The sequence below is a fragment of the Candidatus Cloacimonadota bacterium genome, from assembly GCA_019429305.1.
GTDB lineage: Bacteria > Cloacimonadota > Cloacimonadia > Cloacimonadales > JAJBBL01 > JAHYIR01.
This window is the reverse complement of record JAHYIR010000001.1, coordinates 137,575-155,709: the sequence shown is the minus strand read 5'-3', so window position 1 is coordinate 155,709 and position 18,135 is coordinate 137,575. Positions and strand designations below refer to the sequence as shown.

Sequence of the window (18,135 nt, the reverse complement as noted above, 5' to 3'; positions counted from 1 at the left end):
AAAAAATGGCTAATTGCCAACCGGCTTCATATACTGTTTGAGCTGTAAATAGATTTCAATTCCCACAAGATGAGGATTGACATTACCTTCTAGACGCTTAATCATTGTCTCTAAGAATCTTATGATCTCAGTTATCTGCTCTTCAATAAGAGAATTGGTGGCTGCTATTTGCTCTATCAGCTCCAATCTATCAATGTTTACTATCTCATCAGGACAGGTATAGAAACAGGCAACATCAGTTAACCAGATAACCAGATTACGGATTACATCTATTAACTCACTGACATTTTTAAGAGTCTTATATTTTTCTATATAACTCATGAAACCTAGATCATCACCATTAACTATCAAACTGATGAGAGTTAAAACACTCTGTCTAGATTCTGTTTTTTGTTCTTCAATTAGACAGAGTGCTTTTTCCATATTACCGTCAGCTATTCTAGCAATTGTTTTGGCAATGATCAGTTCACAACCTCTATTATCTAGTAATTCCTTTTCAATGACTTGTCTGGATAGTTTTTGAAAACTTACTTTCTGACAGCGAGAAATTATTGTCGGTAAGAGAGATTCCGGTTTTGCAGAGATCAGGATGATCATTACATCATCCGGGGGCTCTTCGAGGGTTTTTAGAAAGGCATTAGCAGAGCTCATATTCATCATCTCTGCTCTTTCTATTATGAAGATCTTATACTTAGCTTCATTTCGGGATAGATTTATCCGGTGTTGTAGCATTCTTACACTATCAAGTCTTAACCCAATATTGCCACTAAAAAAGTACTCCTTCCATGGTTTCTCCCGTTTATTTTCCAGAAAACTCTCATATTCTCTAAGCATTTTATTATCTTTGATCTCACCTTCGGGACTCATATCATAGTTAGGGGTTGGGAAAAGATATAGGAAATCAGGATGACTGAATTGAAGAAGCTTAACGCAGGAAGAGCATTTTCCACAAGGTTTTTCACCTAATTCAGAGAGACAATTGACTGCCATCCCAAAGTAGAGGGCTGATGTAAATTTACCAACCCCTTCCGGTCCATAAAAAAGATAGCTTTGAGCTATTTTCTCTAATTTTACTGCTCTTTTGAGTACCTCTAAAGTACTATCTTGACCTTGGATTCGTTCAAACATACAGAGTGATATTAAGTCGTTACTAAAATTTTTTACACCATTTCTATCTTTTTCGGTTTCTGTGAGGCCTCATATTCATCTGAAAACATTTGCTTAAGATATGTACTATCAAACTCTTCATTCAGGATATCCATATAAACAATATCATATTTCCTACCGGCAATATGATAAGCTTGTCTTCTTCGTCCAATTTCTTTAAAACCAATTTTTTCATAGCACTTGATAGCCCGAACATTGAAATCAATTACCAATAACATAACATTGTTAATGTTGAGAATAGTGAAAGCAAAATCTAACAATAAACGGGTTGCTTCTTCACCATATCCAAGATTCCAGTAGTCTTTATCTCCAATGAACAACCCCAATTCACAAGTATTGTTAATATGGTCAAACCTAAAAATACTTACTATTCCAATTGGCTTATTTATTTCAATATCAACTATCACATATGCATGATCATTTTTAGCCATCTCTTCCAAGATCTCTTTCTCTTTTGAGACTGTATATGAATTACGAATGATTGCTAAATATTTCGTTAACTCAATATCATTTAGCCATTCAGTAAATAACTCTGCATCATCAGGTGATATTGGAGAAAGATAACACTTTGATCCAACTAATTTTTTATAATATCTCATCACCTCAACCTCCGTTTCTCAATCTTTTTTTTTCCAAACTATTCTGAACAATCAAAATGTAAATGAAAATTTTCCGGCAGGCTCATCTATTAACACAATACACAGAATAGTTTAAAAAGCGTTTCTCACTCCCTCTATGATTTTACTTACGAGATTTAGAGTCATTTTAATAACATGAACCTTTGATAATTTAAGTAGAATCTTATAGGAGCCCCACGAGTCGGCCATATCCGAGTCGTAGGGCTCCTAATGATTTAGTTTAGATAAAACTGAATTTTGCCATTCTCTTCTAACAAGAAGAATTTGTTTTTACTCGAATGAATACAAAGAGATAAAGCTATTGATATAAGTCCTCAGAATATTCAACATTGAACAAAATAGTTGACAAACAACTATCTTTTATGAAACGACTTGACTTAAATCACAATTAAAAAATTAACTCTCTAATAGGAAAGGGTTTAAAGATATAACAAGATAGATAACGAAGGTGGAGTTTTAATGATTGAAGTAATAGCAAACAAGTGTGTAGGATGTAATTTGTGTTTAAAGTCGTGTGCTTATGATGCGATAATAATTGAAGATAAAACTGCTGAAATTATCGCTGATAAATGCACTTTATGTGGTGCCTGTGTCAGTGCTTGTCCATTTGAAGCCATTTTTATTCGCAAAGAACAACAAGAAGTTGTTAACAAAGAAGATTATCAAGGTGTTTGGGTCTATGCTGAGCAACGTGATGGTATATTAGCTCCTGTTGTCTTCGAATTATTGGGCAAGGGTAGTGAACTTGCTGCTACTCGTGAGTGTGAATTGACTGCTATCTTACTTGGCTATCAAGTAGAGCATCTAACCGAAGAATTGATCGCTTTTGGAGCTGACAAGGTTATAGTTGTTGATGATCCGGAACTCCATAATTTTATCGATCAGTCATATACTAAAGCATTTGTTGAAATAGCCCAAAAGTATAAACCGGAGATAATCTTAGCTGGTGCAACTGTAATCGGTAGATCTTTTATTCCTCGAGTAGCAGTGGAACTAAAGACAGGTTTAACTGCTGATTGTACTGGACTTGCTATAGATGAGGAGACCGGAAACCTTCTGCAAACTCGTCCAGCTTTTGGTGGTAATATCATGGCTACTATCTTAACACCTAATCATCGTCCACAAATGGCCACTGTCAGACATAAAGTTATGACCCCTTTAGCAGAAGACAAGGAACGCTCTGGCACGATCATTAGCGAAACTATTGCCTTTGAAAACTATGATAGTAAAGCCCAGTTTGTTAGTTTTCAGAAAGATTTTACCCAAACTTTGAACCTTACGGAAGCTAATTTTGTCGTTTCCGGTGGCAGAGGTTTGAAAGAAAAGAAGAATTTTATTTTAATTGAGGATTTGGCTCAAGTTCTTGATGCTGCGGTAGGTGCTTCAAGGGCTGCTGTAGATGCAGAATGGGTATCTTATCCCCATCAAGTTGGTCAAACAGGCAAAACTATTAAACCAAGGATTTATATAGCAGTTGGAATATCTGGTGCAGTACAGCATTTAGCAGGTATGCAATCCTCTGACTATATCATCGCTATAAACAAGGATACTAATGCTCCGATTTTCAAAATTGCTGATGTGGGAATTGTTGGAGATCTATTTGAGATCCTTCCGAAACTAACAAAAAGACTACAATCAAAAGAGTAAAAATGCATGAAAATCACTGTTGATACAGTAATTTATCATTCTGAACTTGCAGAAAAAGATACAACTATTGAGATAAAAAGTTCTCTCTTAAACGATACTGTCAGCAGTATTATCCTAAAAAAGTGCTTTGCTTATAAACCCTTTATCAATTCTCATGATCATTTGATCGGTAATTGGTATCCACCAGCCAGAGACAATGATCTCTACCCTAATGCGCAAATCTGGGTAAACGAAATGAGAGATTCTAGTTCCGTTAAAGAACGGGACAAAATATTCATGAATGCCCTCCCAATGAATTTTATGCATGGGAGAGGAAGACTACTAGCTCAGTTAGGTGCATATAAAAATTTACTCTCTGGTGTCTCGACAGTCCAAGACCATGCACCACGCCAGAAAAATAGCTACTATTCCCTCTTCCCTATAAAAGTCATAAAGAATTATCGACAGTGCCATTCACTATCATTAGGAAATTTTTGGGGGGATGATGATCCAGTTAAGGAATGGAAAGCAACAAAAGGTAAAGAACCGTTTATTGTCCATCTAGGTGAAGGTTTAGACAAAGAGACCGGCAAAGAATTTGAGCTTTTAAAAGAGCTAGGTCTCTTGCAACCAAATACATTATTAATTCACGGTATATCACTGACTGAAAAAGAGATTAAGGAGTGTGCTGAAACCGGAACTTCTATTTGTTGGTGTGCTTTTTCCAATCTTAATCTCATCGGCAAAACTCTTAATATAGATGCTTGTCTAAAGCATGGAGTTAATGTTACTATCGGAACAGATTCAACCCTGTCAGGTTCAATAAACCTTCTGCATGAGATCCAATATAGTTATAATAAATATCCTCATATCGAGCCAAAAACTTATTATAAAATGATTACCGAGAATGCTGCTAAAGCTCTTTTACTTCCCTCTGATTTTTCGCACTTATCAAACAAAGCTAAAAACAGCATATTATTGATCAAAGCTAAGGATGCAGACCCCTTTGATAATTTGATGAGAGTTAATTATCATGATATTCTATTGTTGCTGTATGAGGGATTACCCATCTACGGTTCGCGAGAGCTTCTCAATCACTTTGATATAAATGATGAGGATTATTATTTCTTCTCTAATAATCAAGAAGAGCGTTTTGTTATTGGGCATCCGGAAAAGATAATGGATGAGATAAATCATATTCTCGGATATAAAAAAGAACTGCCTTATCTCCCCTTTCAAAAATGATCGATCTCTCGGAAATTTTCTGTAGTATTCAAGGAGAATCAACCTTTGCCGGACTACCCTGTATATTTATTCGCCTTGCCGGTTGTAATCTTCGCTGTTCTTATTGTGATACTTTTTATAGTTATGAAAAAGCATTTTCACTCTCAACAGAAGATATTGTAGAAAAAATTTCAGAGTTTAGACCTATCAATTTGGTCGAGATAACAGGCGGAGAACCCCTACTTCAAACAGAAATCTACCGTCTTTTTGATCTATTGAACAAACAAGGGTACAAAATCTTATTGGAAACCAATGGTTCTATCTCCTTAGAAAAAGTCCCGTTTTTCGTCACCAAAATTGTTGATGTAAAGTGTCCTGGAAGCGGATGTAAGGACCCTTTCTTATTGACTAATATCCAATTCCTCACTCTTCAGGATGAGTTAAAGTTCGTTCTGAGTAATTATGAAGATTATATCTTTGCCAAAGAGTTTTTAGCTGAAAACTCAATTTCAAATCTTCCGATCCTCTTCTCCCCTGTACCGGACAGATTACAACCCCATTTATTGGCTAATTGGATACTGAAAGATAGATTACCTGTACGACTACAATTACAACTTCATAAGTATATCTGGCATGGAGAGGAAGCAAAATAAGGTATAGGACTACGGTACAAATATTCCTTATATTGTCATTTTTGCAATATCTATAACGGCTTATCAGCTACTTGGAAGCCATTAAAACTAGTTAAGTGAGTAATTAATCACCACTGGGTGGAGAAAAATAGGACAATTTTCATTTTTTTATAGACAACATAGTGATAGACAATCTTTTGTGCATACATATTATAATCGTTAGGATGCAACATTGAATAGTAAAGAGAGTATCTTATCCGGAGTGGATATCAGCAAACGCTATACAGAGCGTTTCATACTAAGGGATGTTACATTGGGAATATCTTCTGGAGAAAGAATCGGCCTCATAGGAAACAACGGTAGTGGTAAAACCACCCTCTTACACCTTATTGCCGGCTTGGACTTACCCGATAGTGGTACTTTCACTAGAAAAAAGAACTTAACGATAGATTATCTTCCTCAAGAACCTTTGATCAATCTTAAAAGTACTCTCTTTGAACATATTTACCACAGTGACAATCCTGATTTTGTACTACTACGAGAGTATCATAAACTCTCCGAGCAGTTAGCATACCAATTTGAAAATGACCTTCTAATCAAACAGCAGAAACTATACTCAGAGATCGAGAGAAAAGGGGCATGGTCGGTAGAATACCATGCTTTGGCAATACTAAACAAACTCGGTTTTACCAGATATGATATCAAGGCAAACATCCTCTCCGGTGGTCAATTGAGGAAACTCGATTTGGCAAGAGTACTGACTTATAATCCGGATCTACTCTTATTGGATGAGCCGACAAATCATTTGGATACTGATATTATCGAATGGTTACAGGATCATCTGATAAACTATCAAGGAACAGTAATCTTTGTCACTCATGATCGGTATTTTTTGGATAGTGTTAGTACCAGAATTATTGAAATCGAAGATTCAAATATACATAGTTATAAGGGAACCTACTCATTCTATTTGCAACAAAAAGAGTTACAGATACAGGATAGAGTTAGAAAGGAGTCACGAAGAGCATCACAACTCAAAAAGGAATTAAAATGGTTAGCCAGAGGTGCAAAAGCTAGAACTTCCAAACCAAAGGATCATGTCGATAGGGTTATGGAACTATTGGACAAATCTTATCTTACTGATGATAAGGATATTGAATTAACCTTCCCTTCTCATCGACTTGGTAAAACGATATTAGAGATCGGTAATATTTCGAAGAGTTATGATCTTCCTCTCTTTGAAGACTTTTCACATATCTTTCAAAAACATGAGAGAATTGGTATTATTGGCAACAACGGCACTGGAAAAACAACCCTGTTAAAAATCTTAACCGGTGAACTACGAACGGATAGTGGCAATATCAAAAAAGGTATCAATACTCATTTCGCTGTTTTTGAACAGCAGCAAGAGGATTTACCTGCAGATATGACTGTTACTGGATACATTAAAAGTGTATGTGAAAATATCAGAACCTCAGATGGTAAAGTTCGGCATGTCAGTGAAGTTTTAGAGCGATTTAACTTCACAGGTAAAGAACAACAACGAAAACTCTCAACCCTCTCCGGAGGAGAGAAGAAAAGATTACAACTCTTAAAATCACTGATCTTTGGTGCTAATTTCATCATTCTAGATGAGCCGACAAATGATCTCGATATTAGGACACTGGAGATATTGGAAGATTATCTCGATTCTTTTGAAGGTTGCTTACTTGTTGTTTCTCATGATCGTTTCTTCCTCGACAGGACAATAGATTATCTCTTTATCTTTGATGGGGTCAAAATCCGTAAATTTGCCGGCAATTACTCAGATTACCTTTTAGTGAAAAAGTACTTTGCCGAAGAGAATCTCGATACTGTAAGAAAAAGTTTAAAGAAAAGAATGCTTTCTCGCCCTGAAAAAAAAAGCAATAAACCATCTTTCAAAGTAGTCAGGGAATTGCAACAATTAGAAACGAATATTTCAGATTTAGAGAAAAGGAAAGCAGACCTGGATTCAAAAATAGCAACTGAATCCAATAAGTTAAAAGCTGAAGAATTCAAGAAAATTTCCGATGAATTATACATGATTGAAAAGAAATATCTTGAATATCTGGAAAGGTGGGAAAAGTTATCTTCTCATAGTAATAATTGATTGTATGTTGTCATGATTTATAAAAAGGAGAAATTATGAAGAATTGGGAAACAATTGATTCGATAATTGATAAGTATGGTACCGGCAAGGGAGCATTAATTCCACTGCTTCAAGACGTACAAGAGTCAGAAGGATACCTATCCCGAGAAACAATGCAGTATGTAGCAGAAAAGACAGGGATAGGAGCAGCCGATATCTATGGTGTGGCAACCTTCTATACCATGTTTCGGCTTAAACCACAAGGAAAACATACAATCAGGGTTTGCAAAGGAACTGCCTGTCATGTATCCGGAGCTAATACTATTATGAATGCCATTAAAAATGAACTAAAACTCACCGGTGATGAAGATACGACCAAAGACCAGAAATTCACTGTTTTCGAAGTCGCCTGTCTTGGATGTTGCAGTTTGGCACCGGTAATTATGATCGATAAAACTACCTATGGTAAGCTTAATCCCGACAAGATAGCAGAGATCATAGCTACATATTAAGAAGGAGGAAATCTTGAGCAAGTTAACAGTAAAAGTCGGTCTGGCTAGCTGTGGTTTAGCTGCTGGTGCTGATGCCGTATATGAAGAATTTAAAAAAAATCAGGCAGTTCAAAATGGAACTATAGAACTTAAGAGAACTGGATGTATCGGTTATTGCTCTATGGAACCTCTTGTTGAATTTATTACTGATGATAAAAACGTACTATATGGTAGTGTAGAACCACAGAAAGTAGCAGATCTAATTGAATCCTTCCTGAATTCTCAGGAACTACCTGGGCAAACTGTCCTTAATTCTCAAAAGACAGGTATGGAAGACAACAATTTTGCTAAACAAAAAAGAATAGTGCTTCGTAATGCTGGGATCATTGATCCTGTATCTATAGACGATTATTTAGCTCGTGATGGTTATAAAGGATTGGAGAAAGTTCTCAATGAGATGAGTTGTGAAGAAGTGATCGGAGAAATAAAAAAATCAGGGTTACGTGGTAGAGGTGGTGCCGGTTTCCCAACGGGATTAAAATGGCAATTCGCCCGACAATCTCCAGGAACAAAGAAATATGTTATTTGTAATGCTGATGAAGGTGATCCAGGTGCCTTTATGGACAGAAGCATTCTGGAGGGAGATCCGCACAGCATTCTGGAAGGAATGCTTATAGCTGCTTATGCAATTGGAGCTGACGAAGGTTATATTTATGTACGTGCTGAATACCCTCTGGCAATAAAACATTTGAGAATAGCTATCCAAGATGCTGAAGAAAAGGGGTGTCTCGGCAACAATATAATGGGGAAAGCTTTCAATTTCCAAATTCATATTAAGGAGGGTGCCGGGGCTTTTGTTTGTGGTGAAGAGACTGCATTGATGGCTTCAATAGAGGGGAAAAGAGGAATGCCGAATATAAGACCCCCCTTCCCTGCTCAATCCGGTCTTTGGGGAAAACCAACCAATATCAATAATGTGGAAACCTATGCCAATGTACCTTGGATTATTATTAACGGAGGAGAAGCTTTTGCTGCTTATGGTACCGAAAAGAGCAAGGGAACAAAGGTCTTTGCACTTGCCGGAAAGATCAAGAACAGTGGACTAATAGAAGTTCCGATGGGTATGACTTTAAAAGAGGTGATCTATGAAGTCGGTGGAGGTATGAAAACAGATAAACCATTCAAAGCTGTACAGTTAGGTGGACCATCAGGTGGTTGTGTGCCGGCTTCCTTACTTGATACCTTGGTAGATTACGATTCCATTAATAAAACCGGTGCAATAATGGGTTCTGGTGGTATGGTTGTGATGGATGAATCTACTTGTATGGTAGATGTAGCAAGGTTTTTCCTTAACTTCACCCAAAATGAATCGTGTGGAAAATGTACTTTTTGCAGAGTAGGAACGAAACGCATGTTAGAGATTCTGACCAAGATATGCGATGGAGAAGGGGTAGTAGAAGATTTACAGTTACTCGAAGATCTGGCAGTTAATATCATTAACAGCTCACTTTGTGGATTGGGACAAACTGCTCCTAACCCTGTATTAACAACCATTCGCTATTTTAAAGATGAATATTTGGCACATATTGAAGAGAAAAAATGTCCTGCTGGAGTATGCCTTAACCTTATCAGTTATGAGATCATACCTGATAAATGTATCGGTTGTACAGTTTGTGCTCGTAAATGCCCTGTTGATGCCATCAGTGGCGAGGTGAAGAAAGTACATCAAATAGATATAGAAAAATGTATCAAATGCGGTGTTTGTCTCGATTCATGTAAATTTGCCGCTATAATCAAAAAATGATGATTGAGGAGATTTAAAAGATGATAAAGGTTATTCTCAACGGTAAAGAAGTCATAACAGAAAAAGGTAAAACTATCTTAGATGTAGCCCGAGAAAAGGGTATAGATATCCCAACTTTGTGTCATGATGAAGAGTTGAAACCATTCGGTTCCTGTTGGGTTTGTGCCGTTAAAGTTAAAGATAGAAGAGGGTTTGTTACTTCTTGTGGTACAGAAATATTAGATTGTATGGAAATAATCACCGATTCTGAAGATATTTATCAAGCCCGTAAAATGGCTCTGGAACTTCTCCTCTCGGATCATTATGCGGATTGTGAAGCACCATGTAAAATTGCTTGTCCTGACCATGTAGATGTTCAATCTTATTTAGCTTTGATTGCCAACAATCAACAACATGAAGCTGTAAAAGTAATTAAAGAAACTCTTCCACTTCCACTATCTATCGGGAGAGTTTGTCCTGCTTTCTGTGAAAAGGAATGTCGTCGTACCTTGGTAGAGGATCCAATCGCTATCCGTCAATTAAAACGTTATGCTGCTGACATTGATCTAAATGATGTCTGGTCTTATGTCCCTCCTAAAGAAGAAGATAAAGACAAGAAAATTGCCATCGTCGGTGCTGGTCCTTCCGGACTGACTTGTGGATACTATTTGAGTAACAAAGGTTATGAAGTCACCGTCTTTGAAGCTTCTCCTGAAGCAGGTGGTTGGTTAAGATACGGCATCCCCGAATATCGACTTCCCAAAGAGATACTACGAAGAGAGATTGAATTAATGTGTAGTAACGGTATGCTAATCAAAACAGGTGTGGAACTCGGGAGAGATATCAATCTCTCAGACTTGAGCAATAACTATGATGCTGTTTATCTCGCTTTGGGAGCGCAGAAAGCAGTCCCGATGAATGTCAAAGGAAGCGATCTTCCCGGATGCTATTTAGGTGTAGATTACTTAAAAGACTTTATGTTAGGTAAAGAAGTTAAAACAGGTAAGAAAGTTGCAGTTGTCGGAGGCGGCAATACTGCAATTGATTGCGCCCGGACTGCCCGAAGATTAGGTGCCGAAGTAACAATTGTCTATCGTCGAACACGTAAAGAGATGCCTGCCGAAGCTTATGAAGTCGATGCTGCAGAAGAAGAAGGTATCAAATTTCATTTTCTGACTAACCCTGTCGAATACCTCGGAGATGAAAATGGTATCCGTGAAATAGTAATGGAAAAAATGAAGTTAGGAGATCCCGATTCCAGCGGTAGAAGAAGACCAGAGCCCACTGGAGAGTATTTTAATGAAGAATATGATACTGTAATTGCTGCTATTTCGCAAATACCCGATATTGACCTCTTTGCTGAGAAAGTTAATCAGGTAGATGGCAAAATATTACCTCTATCCCGTTGGTCAACAGCCGATGTTGATGAGAAAATTCTTTATACAGGATTGAGGAATGTCTTCGCCGGTGGTGATTTTCGTCTGGGACCTGCTACAGCGATTGAGGCCATAGCAGACGGTCGTAGAGCTGCAGAAAATATTGATAAATATCTACAACAAGGTATAATTGATGATTCAATTATAGATAAGGAACCATTCACTTCTTTGAGAGCTGAAAAGCTCTCCAGAATGGAAGATAAGCTGTATAAATTGTACCCAAAAGTTTCGAGATGTAAGATGCCCGAACTACATCCGGAAGAGAGAAGTAAGAACTTTTCAGAGGTTGAATTAGGATTTTTAGATGAACAGGCGTTAGATGAAGCAGATCGTTGTTTAGAATGCGGATGTATGGTTAATTATAGATGCCAATTAAGAGATTTTGCCACCGAGTATGGGGTTGATAATGCTCTCTTCTTCGGTGACAAGAATCAACATCCGATAGATGAAACACATCCCTTCATTCTAAGAGATCCTAACAAATGTATCAAATGTGGTCGTTGTGTACGCATTTGTGCTGAAGTTCAAGGTGCCGGAGTTCTCGGTTATATCTATCGGGGATTTACTACACTCGTAGCTCCTGAATTTGCTGATTCTCTAACAAAAACTAGTTGTGAAGCTTGTGGTAAATGTATAACAGTATGTCCCGTTGGTGCTTTAACTGAAAAGAACCAGCTTATGAAGCATTATCCTCTGGAAGATCAGGTTGTAAACCAGAGCTGTGGGATCTGCGGAACAGGATGTAGTACTGGTATTCACCTAAGTATGGGTAACATATCGTATATAACTCATCCTGAAAAACTTGACTTTAATAAACGTAACCTCTGTTTCTATGGCAGATTCGGTTGGCAGGCATTTTCTGCTCCACAAAGAGTTACAGAACCTCTATTAAAGACTGATAATGGCTGGCAAACCATAACATGGTCAACTGCAGCGGCAATAATTAAGGAGCGATATAATGAGTCAAAAAACAGGGCTTTTCTCGTATCTCCTCACAACACTAACGAAGAGTTACTGTTAATGAAGGAACTGGCAGAAAAAAGTAATGCAATTCTTTCTTCCAAATCTTTCAAAAGACTCTTTACTGATAATATTTTAACCGAGTGGAAGAATAATCTAAATTATCAAGATCTGGAGGAAACAGACCACATAGTTATTATCGGAGAGATAAGCCATACTTTGCGAACTATTTGTCGCTATCAGCAAAGGAACGGGAAGAAACTCACCTTAATAATTAACTTTGATAACAGATTCAACCAGTTTGCTGATGACCTTTATCAGGAAGAAGACCTTATTAAAGGTCTGGAGAATTTTAGTATCAATTTTCCTAAAGCCAATCCTGAATTACAAAACTCGGAAAAAACTATCTTTATCTATAATAGAAACAAGATACCAGAAAAGGTTATGAAGAAAATCTGGGATTCTGCTTTAGTAGTATGCAATTTTAAAAAAGGTTCAGGGATTTTGGAAACTTCCGACTGGAATAATATCAACGGTTTCCGGACTTTCCAGATCAATGAGCTTGCTCCAATTGATGATAATGATTTCCTCTTCGTTTATGGAGAGTTATTAGATACGAAAATTGAATTCAATAATTCTTGCTTTGTAGTAGCTGTTGACAGTCACTTTGATAAGGATTATCGAGCAAATCTCATCCTTCCAAAACCAACATATCTGGAATTTGAAGGTTCTGTTATCTCTGATGATAGTACTATAAGACATTTTAATAATCCGACTCAATCATTAGTTTTCCCATCACTATTACAGATACTCTATGAAGCTGGTTTGATTTCATTGGAAAGGATTGAACCAACTATCTGGTTAAATAGAGCAGAAAGGCATCTAAATTCTCTTCCAGAAAAGAAAGCTTTCAATTGTGACGATTTAAAGGAATTTATCGAAAAAATCCAAACAACAGGTCAACAGATCATACAAGCTAATGTAGCTCAATGGAAATATCTGAATAAGATTCAAGAGAGCTGCCATGATGATTTTACTGAAGAAGATGTTGCTGCCATATAAAATAGTTTAGCATCCGATGTTTACGATAGAAAAAGAAGTCGAATACGAAGAGCATATTAAAAAATCTCATTTTATAGGTAATCTGCTGAAGTGTACAACGCCAGAAGAGGCAAAAACTCTTATTAACAGTATCGCTTCCAGATATCGAGAGGCAACTCATAATTGCTGGGCATATAGAACTGGTCTCAATGGAGAGTTGAGTCACTGTTCCGATGCCGGAGAACCTTCGGGAACAGCTGGAAAACCTATTATGGGAGCTATTCACAAACATGAACTATCGAATGTTGTTCTTGTTGTAACTCGTTACTTCGGAGGAGTAAAATTAGGGATCAGAGGGTTGATAGATGCTTACCGTCATATAGCAGAAGAAACGATTAACAAAGCAACTCTGAAAGAGATGATCCTCAAAGATTATTGGGAAATCAAAACCGACTATGCTCATGCTGATAAGATAAAGCACGCTATAAATGAATTGAGTGCCGAAATAATTTCAGCAGATTATCAGGAAGAAGTTACAATCTACGCAAATACCATTGCCAATAGCGGATTAAAGGAATTCCTGCAAAGCAATCAAGACGCCGGTCTCTTAAAATATCGCTTACTTAAAACAGAATTATAAATCTACACAGCAAAAAAGGGATAGAAAATCCTATCCCTTTGAAATTTTTGTATGCTTGAGATATCCTTTTTATAGAACTGCTTGGATCTTTTCTATCAGTGCTTTTTTGGAAACGACTCCAACTGAAGAACTCATTGGTTTGCCGTCTTTGAAAATAATAATAGTCGGAATACTCATTACATTGAACTGTACTGCCAAATCTTGATTATTGTCGATATTGATTTTGCCTACTTTTATATCTTGCATCTCTTCTGCAATTTCTTCTACAACAGGACCGATAATACGGCACGGGCCACACCAAGGTGCCCAGAAATCTACTAACGCTACTCCAGAACCAATTTCTTGTTCAAAATTATCTTTGTTTAACTCTAATACTGCCATTTTTCCTCCAGCTTTTTTTTTCTTATGCTTAAAAGATAATTACTTCTCTTCTACTAGCAACAATTTTTCCAAAAAATATCAGAGATCATTTCAAATTTTGATCTGAAAACTCTTATCTAAAACAACTATGAAACCTTTGCTACAACTAATATAGCATTATAAATCCTAACTAAAGATGCTCTAATGATTTGTATCTAGGATATTTTCTCCTGAATATTTCTTGACCGAAACTTCTGGTATAGCTGTTTCTCTTGTAAAATATATTCACCTTAATGAGACAAAAAAGAAGGGAGATTCGATGGCTATTGAATACTTAGAGAACAATAAAGTTACTGCTAAAGAAATTATGCAGGTTTTTGAAAGTGTTGGCTGGAATAAATCTTTGGATAATATCGTTAATGCATTTCAAAATTCATGGTACATTACAGCGTATGATAACGACAAGCTGATCGCTTTTGCTCGAGCTATTTCGGATAATCATTATTATACAAGCATATTTGATGTCGTAGTTATGCCCGAATATCAGAAGCGAGGTATTGCAAAGGAGATGATGAAACGATTGATCGAAAGATTTCAAGGAACTTACTTCTTTTTAACTTTTACTGAAGGTAATCGAGACTTTTACGCTAAGTGCGGTTTCCAGGATAATATTTCAGCGATGTGGATCCCCAAATAATTCTCATTGACCAATTTATTTTTCAAATAACAAATCTTTAATATCTAAGAGGAGGTAGATTATGAAAAAGTTTGTTGTTATGTTGTGCTTGTTATTGATTATTGCATTGATCTTGTCTGCTTGTGCTCCCGGAGTTTCGGGTCATCATGAAACTAAAAGAGCAGGTTTTCTTTGGGGAATCTGGCATGGCTGGATAGCTCCGGTATCTTTGATCTGGCACATCTTTAACCCCAGTGTGCGTATATACGAGACCAACAACGTAGGTTGGTGGTATGACTTTGGCTTCTATATCGCAATACTCGGTGGTTTTGGCGGTTTTGCCTTAACCCGTAGAAAAAGAAGATAGAATCAACTATAAAATGCACAATAGAATAAAAGGGACATAGAGATTTAGTCCTATGTCCCTTAATTATCTTAACAGCTCTTGTTACTACTGAGACCTATCTCTCTATTGAATAAGCATCATCTTTCTGGTTGATACGAAATCGTTCACGGTCATTCTATAGAAATATATACCGCTTCTCACCGATTTTCCTTCCTCGTTACTACCATCCCAATGGAGTGTATGAAGACCTGAATTCCTCGTTTCATTAATCAGTGCTTTCACCTTTTGACCATGAATATTAAAGATCTCAATCTTCACTTGTGATGGTTCAGCGAGTGAGAAAGTTATTGTTGTATTGGGATTGAATGGATTGGGATACGCAGCGTAAAGATTCGTTACTGGTGCTAAGTTTGTCACATCATCAGCAGAAACCACTATAGTATATTCAGCAATGAGAAGAGGACTTGGAAACAGACCATCTTTAAAAGCTCGAGCTGTTATTGTTGCTGATTGATCCAGATAAATCGGCACTTCATAGAGTGAAGAATCTTCATCGGGAACCTCATCTAAGAATGTGTAGTGGATATTAGCTTCTTCAGTATCGCAGAAAAGTTCAAGGTATATCGTTTCGTTGTAAACTCCCGGTTCTGGCTCAATTGTCGGGAGTGCAACCTGCTCTGGTAATAAAACTTCCAGAACATCAGAAGGATCTGATTCTCCCTGGGTATAAACAGCCGTTACATAGTAGGAGTATATACTGGGTTGTAGTTCATCATCAAGATAATACTCTTGAGCAATAATTACGGTATTTATCTGTTCGAAATTACCCTCAGGACTATCCTGCCTATATAGATTATACCCGAGTAAATTGCGATTATTAGATATCGGTTCGTCCCAAGAAAGTTCAATAAAAAACATCCCTATCTCAGCAGAGAGATTGAGAGGTGGATTGAGAATCAATTCTTCTACATATAAGCTTATCGTGACATTGATCTCCATACCAAAGTAATTATCGGTAACTATCAAAGTTGCGCTATAGTTTTCACCACCTGTAAGATCAATAGTATCAATCTCCAGATCTACATTAACAGATTCATTAGGTAAAACTGTTCCTGTCGGTGCAGTAACAGTCAACCATGCAGCCGGTTCTTGAAATGTTATCTCATACTCTAAATCTGCTGTTCCGACATTGCTGATCGTAAGTGATTCTGTTGTGCTTTCTCCCTCAACGAGAATCACATTGATAGCCAAAGGTGTGACCTCCATGATCGGGTAAACATGGTCAAATACTTCTACCATATCAATACAGACACCATATCCACCACCAGAAATAGCTTCAAAGCCAATATAAAAGAGATCATCTGCTTCCGGTAAACTTATCATCCTCTCCGTCCATTGAGGTACATTCATATTATAGCTCTCTAAGAGAACCCAATCACCAACGTCACCAATTCGATAATAAACACTAAGCTCGTCCTGAGAAGTACCCCAAACTGCCTGAGCATGCTGGAACCGAAGTACCGGATTTATAGCGTTGCCGATCAATAGCGGCGGAGTGATCAGGGTTGTACTATGACCGACTGTAGCCGAATAAAAGAGAGCGTTGTAATCGCCTTCATATGCATCAGAAGGATACCCTAAATGACCTCCGTTTTGAAAAGTCCAATCATTGGTACCTTCTATATACTCCTGTAGCCAGTCTTCTGGAAGTGAACCTGTTTCAAAATCCTCCTCAAAAGGAATGCTATGACCAACACCATGACCTACAAATGTTATAAAGCGAGCACTGACTCCGGCAATTTTTGTATCAACTAAAGCTCCCTGTCTATTTATCTCATATACACCAGTGCCATTAGTAACCAGTATATTGCCGTTAGGTAATTCATAAACACCACGTAGAGCAGTCACAGGTCCATAAAATCCTACCTGTACACCTTGACTATTAAACTCATAGACACCACTCGGTGCACTGAAGGTTGCTACTAAAACGTTACCATTCGGTAATAACTGCATCTGTTCGGGAAAGTTGATCGAAGGCACAAACATCCCTAAAGATACACCGTTTTCATCATACCGGTGAATTGCATTACTACCACTGGTACTAATTAGATAATCATTAAAATCCGGTCTGTAGATAATGTCCCAAGGACCATTTAAGCCACCTGCTCCATTGTTAATGAAATTTCCCAAATACTGACCGTTTGAATCAAATTCCGCGATAGCATGAGCATTACCACCCGCTGCTACAGTTACCAGATAATGTCCATCATCACGAACAAACATACCCCGGATATTGTCCAATATCGTATTATCAACCCCACCAATTGGAGCAAAAATCCCTTCATAAAGACCATCTAAACTAAACTTCAGCACCAAATCCCTTAACTGGTCTGTCATTAAAAATCCGGTTTCTTCTGCATTCATAACAATGTGGATTGGTGTTGATAAATAATCGGGATAAGGCGGTATAAAATTAGCATCAATTAAATCACCGGTTTGCGGGTCAAATGCCATTACCCGTTTAGGAGTACTGTCCGGTATTAATATTAACCCCCCTTCCGGAATTTCCCTTAAAGATCTTGTACCTTGAATTTGGGTTACTTCTCTAAATGTTTCAGGTATTAGTCCTTGTTCTTCATACCATTCTACTGTCTTCTCATTAGCAAAAAGACTGCAGGATAATAAGAAAAACATTAATAATGAATAGAATAATAGCTGTTGAGCTTTCATAATCTGCCTCCCTTGATAGATTCTCTTTATTAATGAATAGTTTGGTTTTTTTGTCAAGCAGAGAAAACATTTGAAATCGTAGTTTTTGATTTTTTGTTTGACAAATGCATTAAAGAGTAACTCCTATTCGAAAAATGAGTAATCCTTAGGGAGCATACGAGTCGGTTAGAGCCGACTCGTATGCTCCCTAAAGATATAAGATTGATTATGTGCTATTCTTGAGCAGAATAAGTTGACAAGAAACATATTATGGGAGGGTTGAGTTACATAGAAGG

Annotated in this window: 14 protein-coding genes; 10 read left to right on the top strand and 4 right to left on the bottom strand. The window is 37.3% G+C overall.

Going from position 1 to position 18,135, the window contains the following annotated elements; all coding sequences use genetic code 11:
* Positions 1-9: 9 nt before the first annotated feature.
* Both K0B81_00670 and K0B81_00665 read right to left on the bottom strand, forming a co-directional pair.
* Entirely contained in the window at positions 10-1,128 is a 1,119-nt protein-coding gene (locus K0B81_00670; GenBank protein MBW6515112.1) for a DNA polymerase III subunit delta', read from the bottom strand.
* A gap of 32 nt (positions 1,129-1,160) precedes the next feature.
* Positions 1,161-1,766 carry a GNAT family N-acetyltransferase gene (locus K0B81_00665; GenBank protein MBW6515111.1) on the bottom strand — a complete coding sequence of 202 codons (606 nt, stop codon included), beginning with the start codon at positions 1,764-1,766 and terminating at the stop codon, positions 1,161-1,163.
* A 498-nt stretch (positions 1,767-2,264) separates the two neighbouring features.
* On the opposite strand from K0B81_00665, the gene K0B81_00660 reads away from it, so the two are divergent.
* From K0B81_00660 to K0B81_00625, 8 genes are all read left to right on the top strand, one after another.
* Positions 2,265-3,452 (top strand): electron transfer flavoprotein subunit alpha, encoded by a 1,188-nt coding sequence (locus K0B81_00660; GenBank protein MBW6515110.1) that lies wholly within the window; start codon positions 2,265-2,267, stop codon positions 3,450-3,452.
* Positions 3,453-3,458: 6 nt separating this feature from the next.
* Positions 3,459-4,676, top strand: a complete 1,218-nt coding sequence (locus K0B81_00655; GenBank protein MBW6515109.1) for an amidohydrolase family protein — start codon at positions 3,459-3,461, stop codon at positions 4,674-4,676.
* Positions 4,673-5,308 (top strand): radical SAM protein, encoded by a 636-nt coding sequence (locus tag K0B81_00650; protein MBW6515108.1) that lies wholly within the window; start codon positions 4,673-4,675, stop codon positions 5,306-5,308. Before K0B81_00655 ends, K0B81_00650 begins: the two co-directional genes overlap by 4 nt.
* A 211-nt stretch (positions 5,309-5,519) precedes the next feature.
* The gene (locus K0B81_00645; GenBank protein MBW6515107.1) at positions 5,520-7,418 is read left to right on the top strand and encodes an ABC-F family ATP-binding cassette domain-containing protein; all 1,899 of its coding nucleotides are present in this window, start codon (positions 5,520-5,522) and stop codon (positions 7,416-7,418) included.
* A 35-nt stretch (positions 7,419-7,453) separates the two neighbouring features.
* A complete protein-coding gene (gene nuoE, locus K0B81_00640) occupies positions 7,454-7,909 on the top strand; it encodes an NADH-quinone oxidoreductase subunit NuoE (protein MBW6515106.1) in 456 nt (151 codons plus the stop codon).
* A 13-nt stretch (positions 7,910-7,922) separates the two neighbouring features.
* A complete protein-coding gene (nuoF, locus tag K0B81_00635; protein ID MBW6515105.1) occupies positions 7,923-9,692 on the top strand; it encodes an NADH-quinone oxidoreductase subunit NuoF in 1,770 nt (589 codons plus the stop codon).
* Between the two features lie 20 nt (positions 9,693-9,712).
* Complete coding sequence (locus K0B81_00630) at positions 9,713-13,129, top strand: FAD-dependent oxidoreductase (protein MBW6515104.1); 3,417 nt, start codon at positions 9,713-9,715, stop codon at positions 13,127-13,129.
* Between the two features lie 16 nt (positions 13,130-13,145).
* Complete coding sequence (locus tag K0B81_00625) at positions 13,146-13,748, top strand: IMPACT family protein (protein MBW6515103.1); 603 nt, start codon at positions 13,146-13,148, stop codon at positions 13,746-13,748.
* A gap of 69 nt (positions 13,749-13,817) precedes the next feature.
* Here the strand turns inward: K0B81_00625 and trxA are convergent, their stop codons facing one another.
* Positions 13,818-14,129 carry a thioredoxin gene (trxA, locus tag K0B81_00620; GenBank protein ID MBW6515102.1) on the bottom strand — a complete coding sequence of 104 codons (312 nt, stop codon included), beginning with the start codon at positions 14,127-14,129 and terminating at the stop codon, positions 13,818-13,820.
* Positions 14,130-14,427: 298 nt separating this feature from the next.
* Between trxA and K0B81_00615 the strand changes: the two genes are divergently transcribed.
* A complete protein-coding gene (locus K0B81_00615) occupies positions 14,428-14,805 on the top strand; it encodes a GNAT family N-acetyltransferase (protein MBW6515101.1) in 378 nt (125 codons plus the stop codon).
* 61 nt (positions 14,806-14,866) lie between these two features.
* Entirely contained in the window at positions 14,867-15,151 is a 285-nt protein-coding gene (locus K0B81_00610) for a hypothetical protein (GenBank protein ID MBW6515100.1), read from the top strand.
* Positions 15,152-15,253: 102 nt separating this feature from the next.
* Here K0B81_00610 and K0B81_00605 read toward each other — a convergent pair whose 3' ends face one another.
* On the bottom strand, positions 15,254-17,860 hold the full coding sequence (locus K0B81_00605) for a T9SS type A sorting domain-containing protein (protein ID MBW6515099.1): 2,607 nt from the start codon (positions 17,858-17,860) through the stop codon (positions 15,254-15,256).
* Between the last annotated feature and the right edge of the window lie 275 nt (positions 17,861-18,135).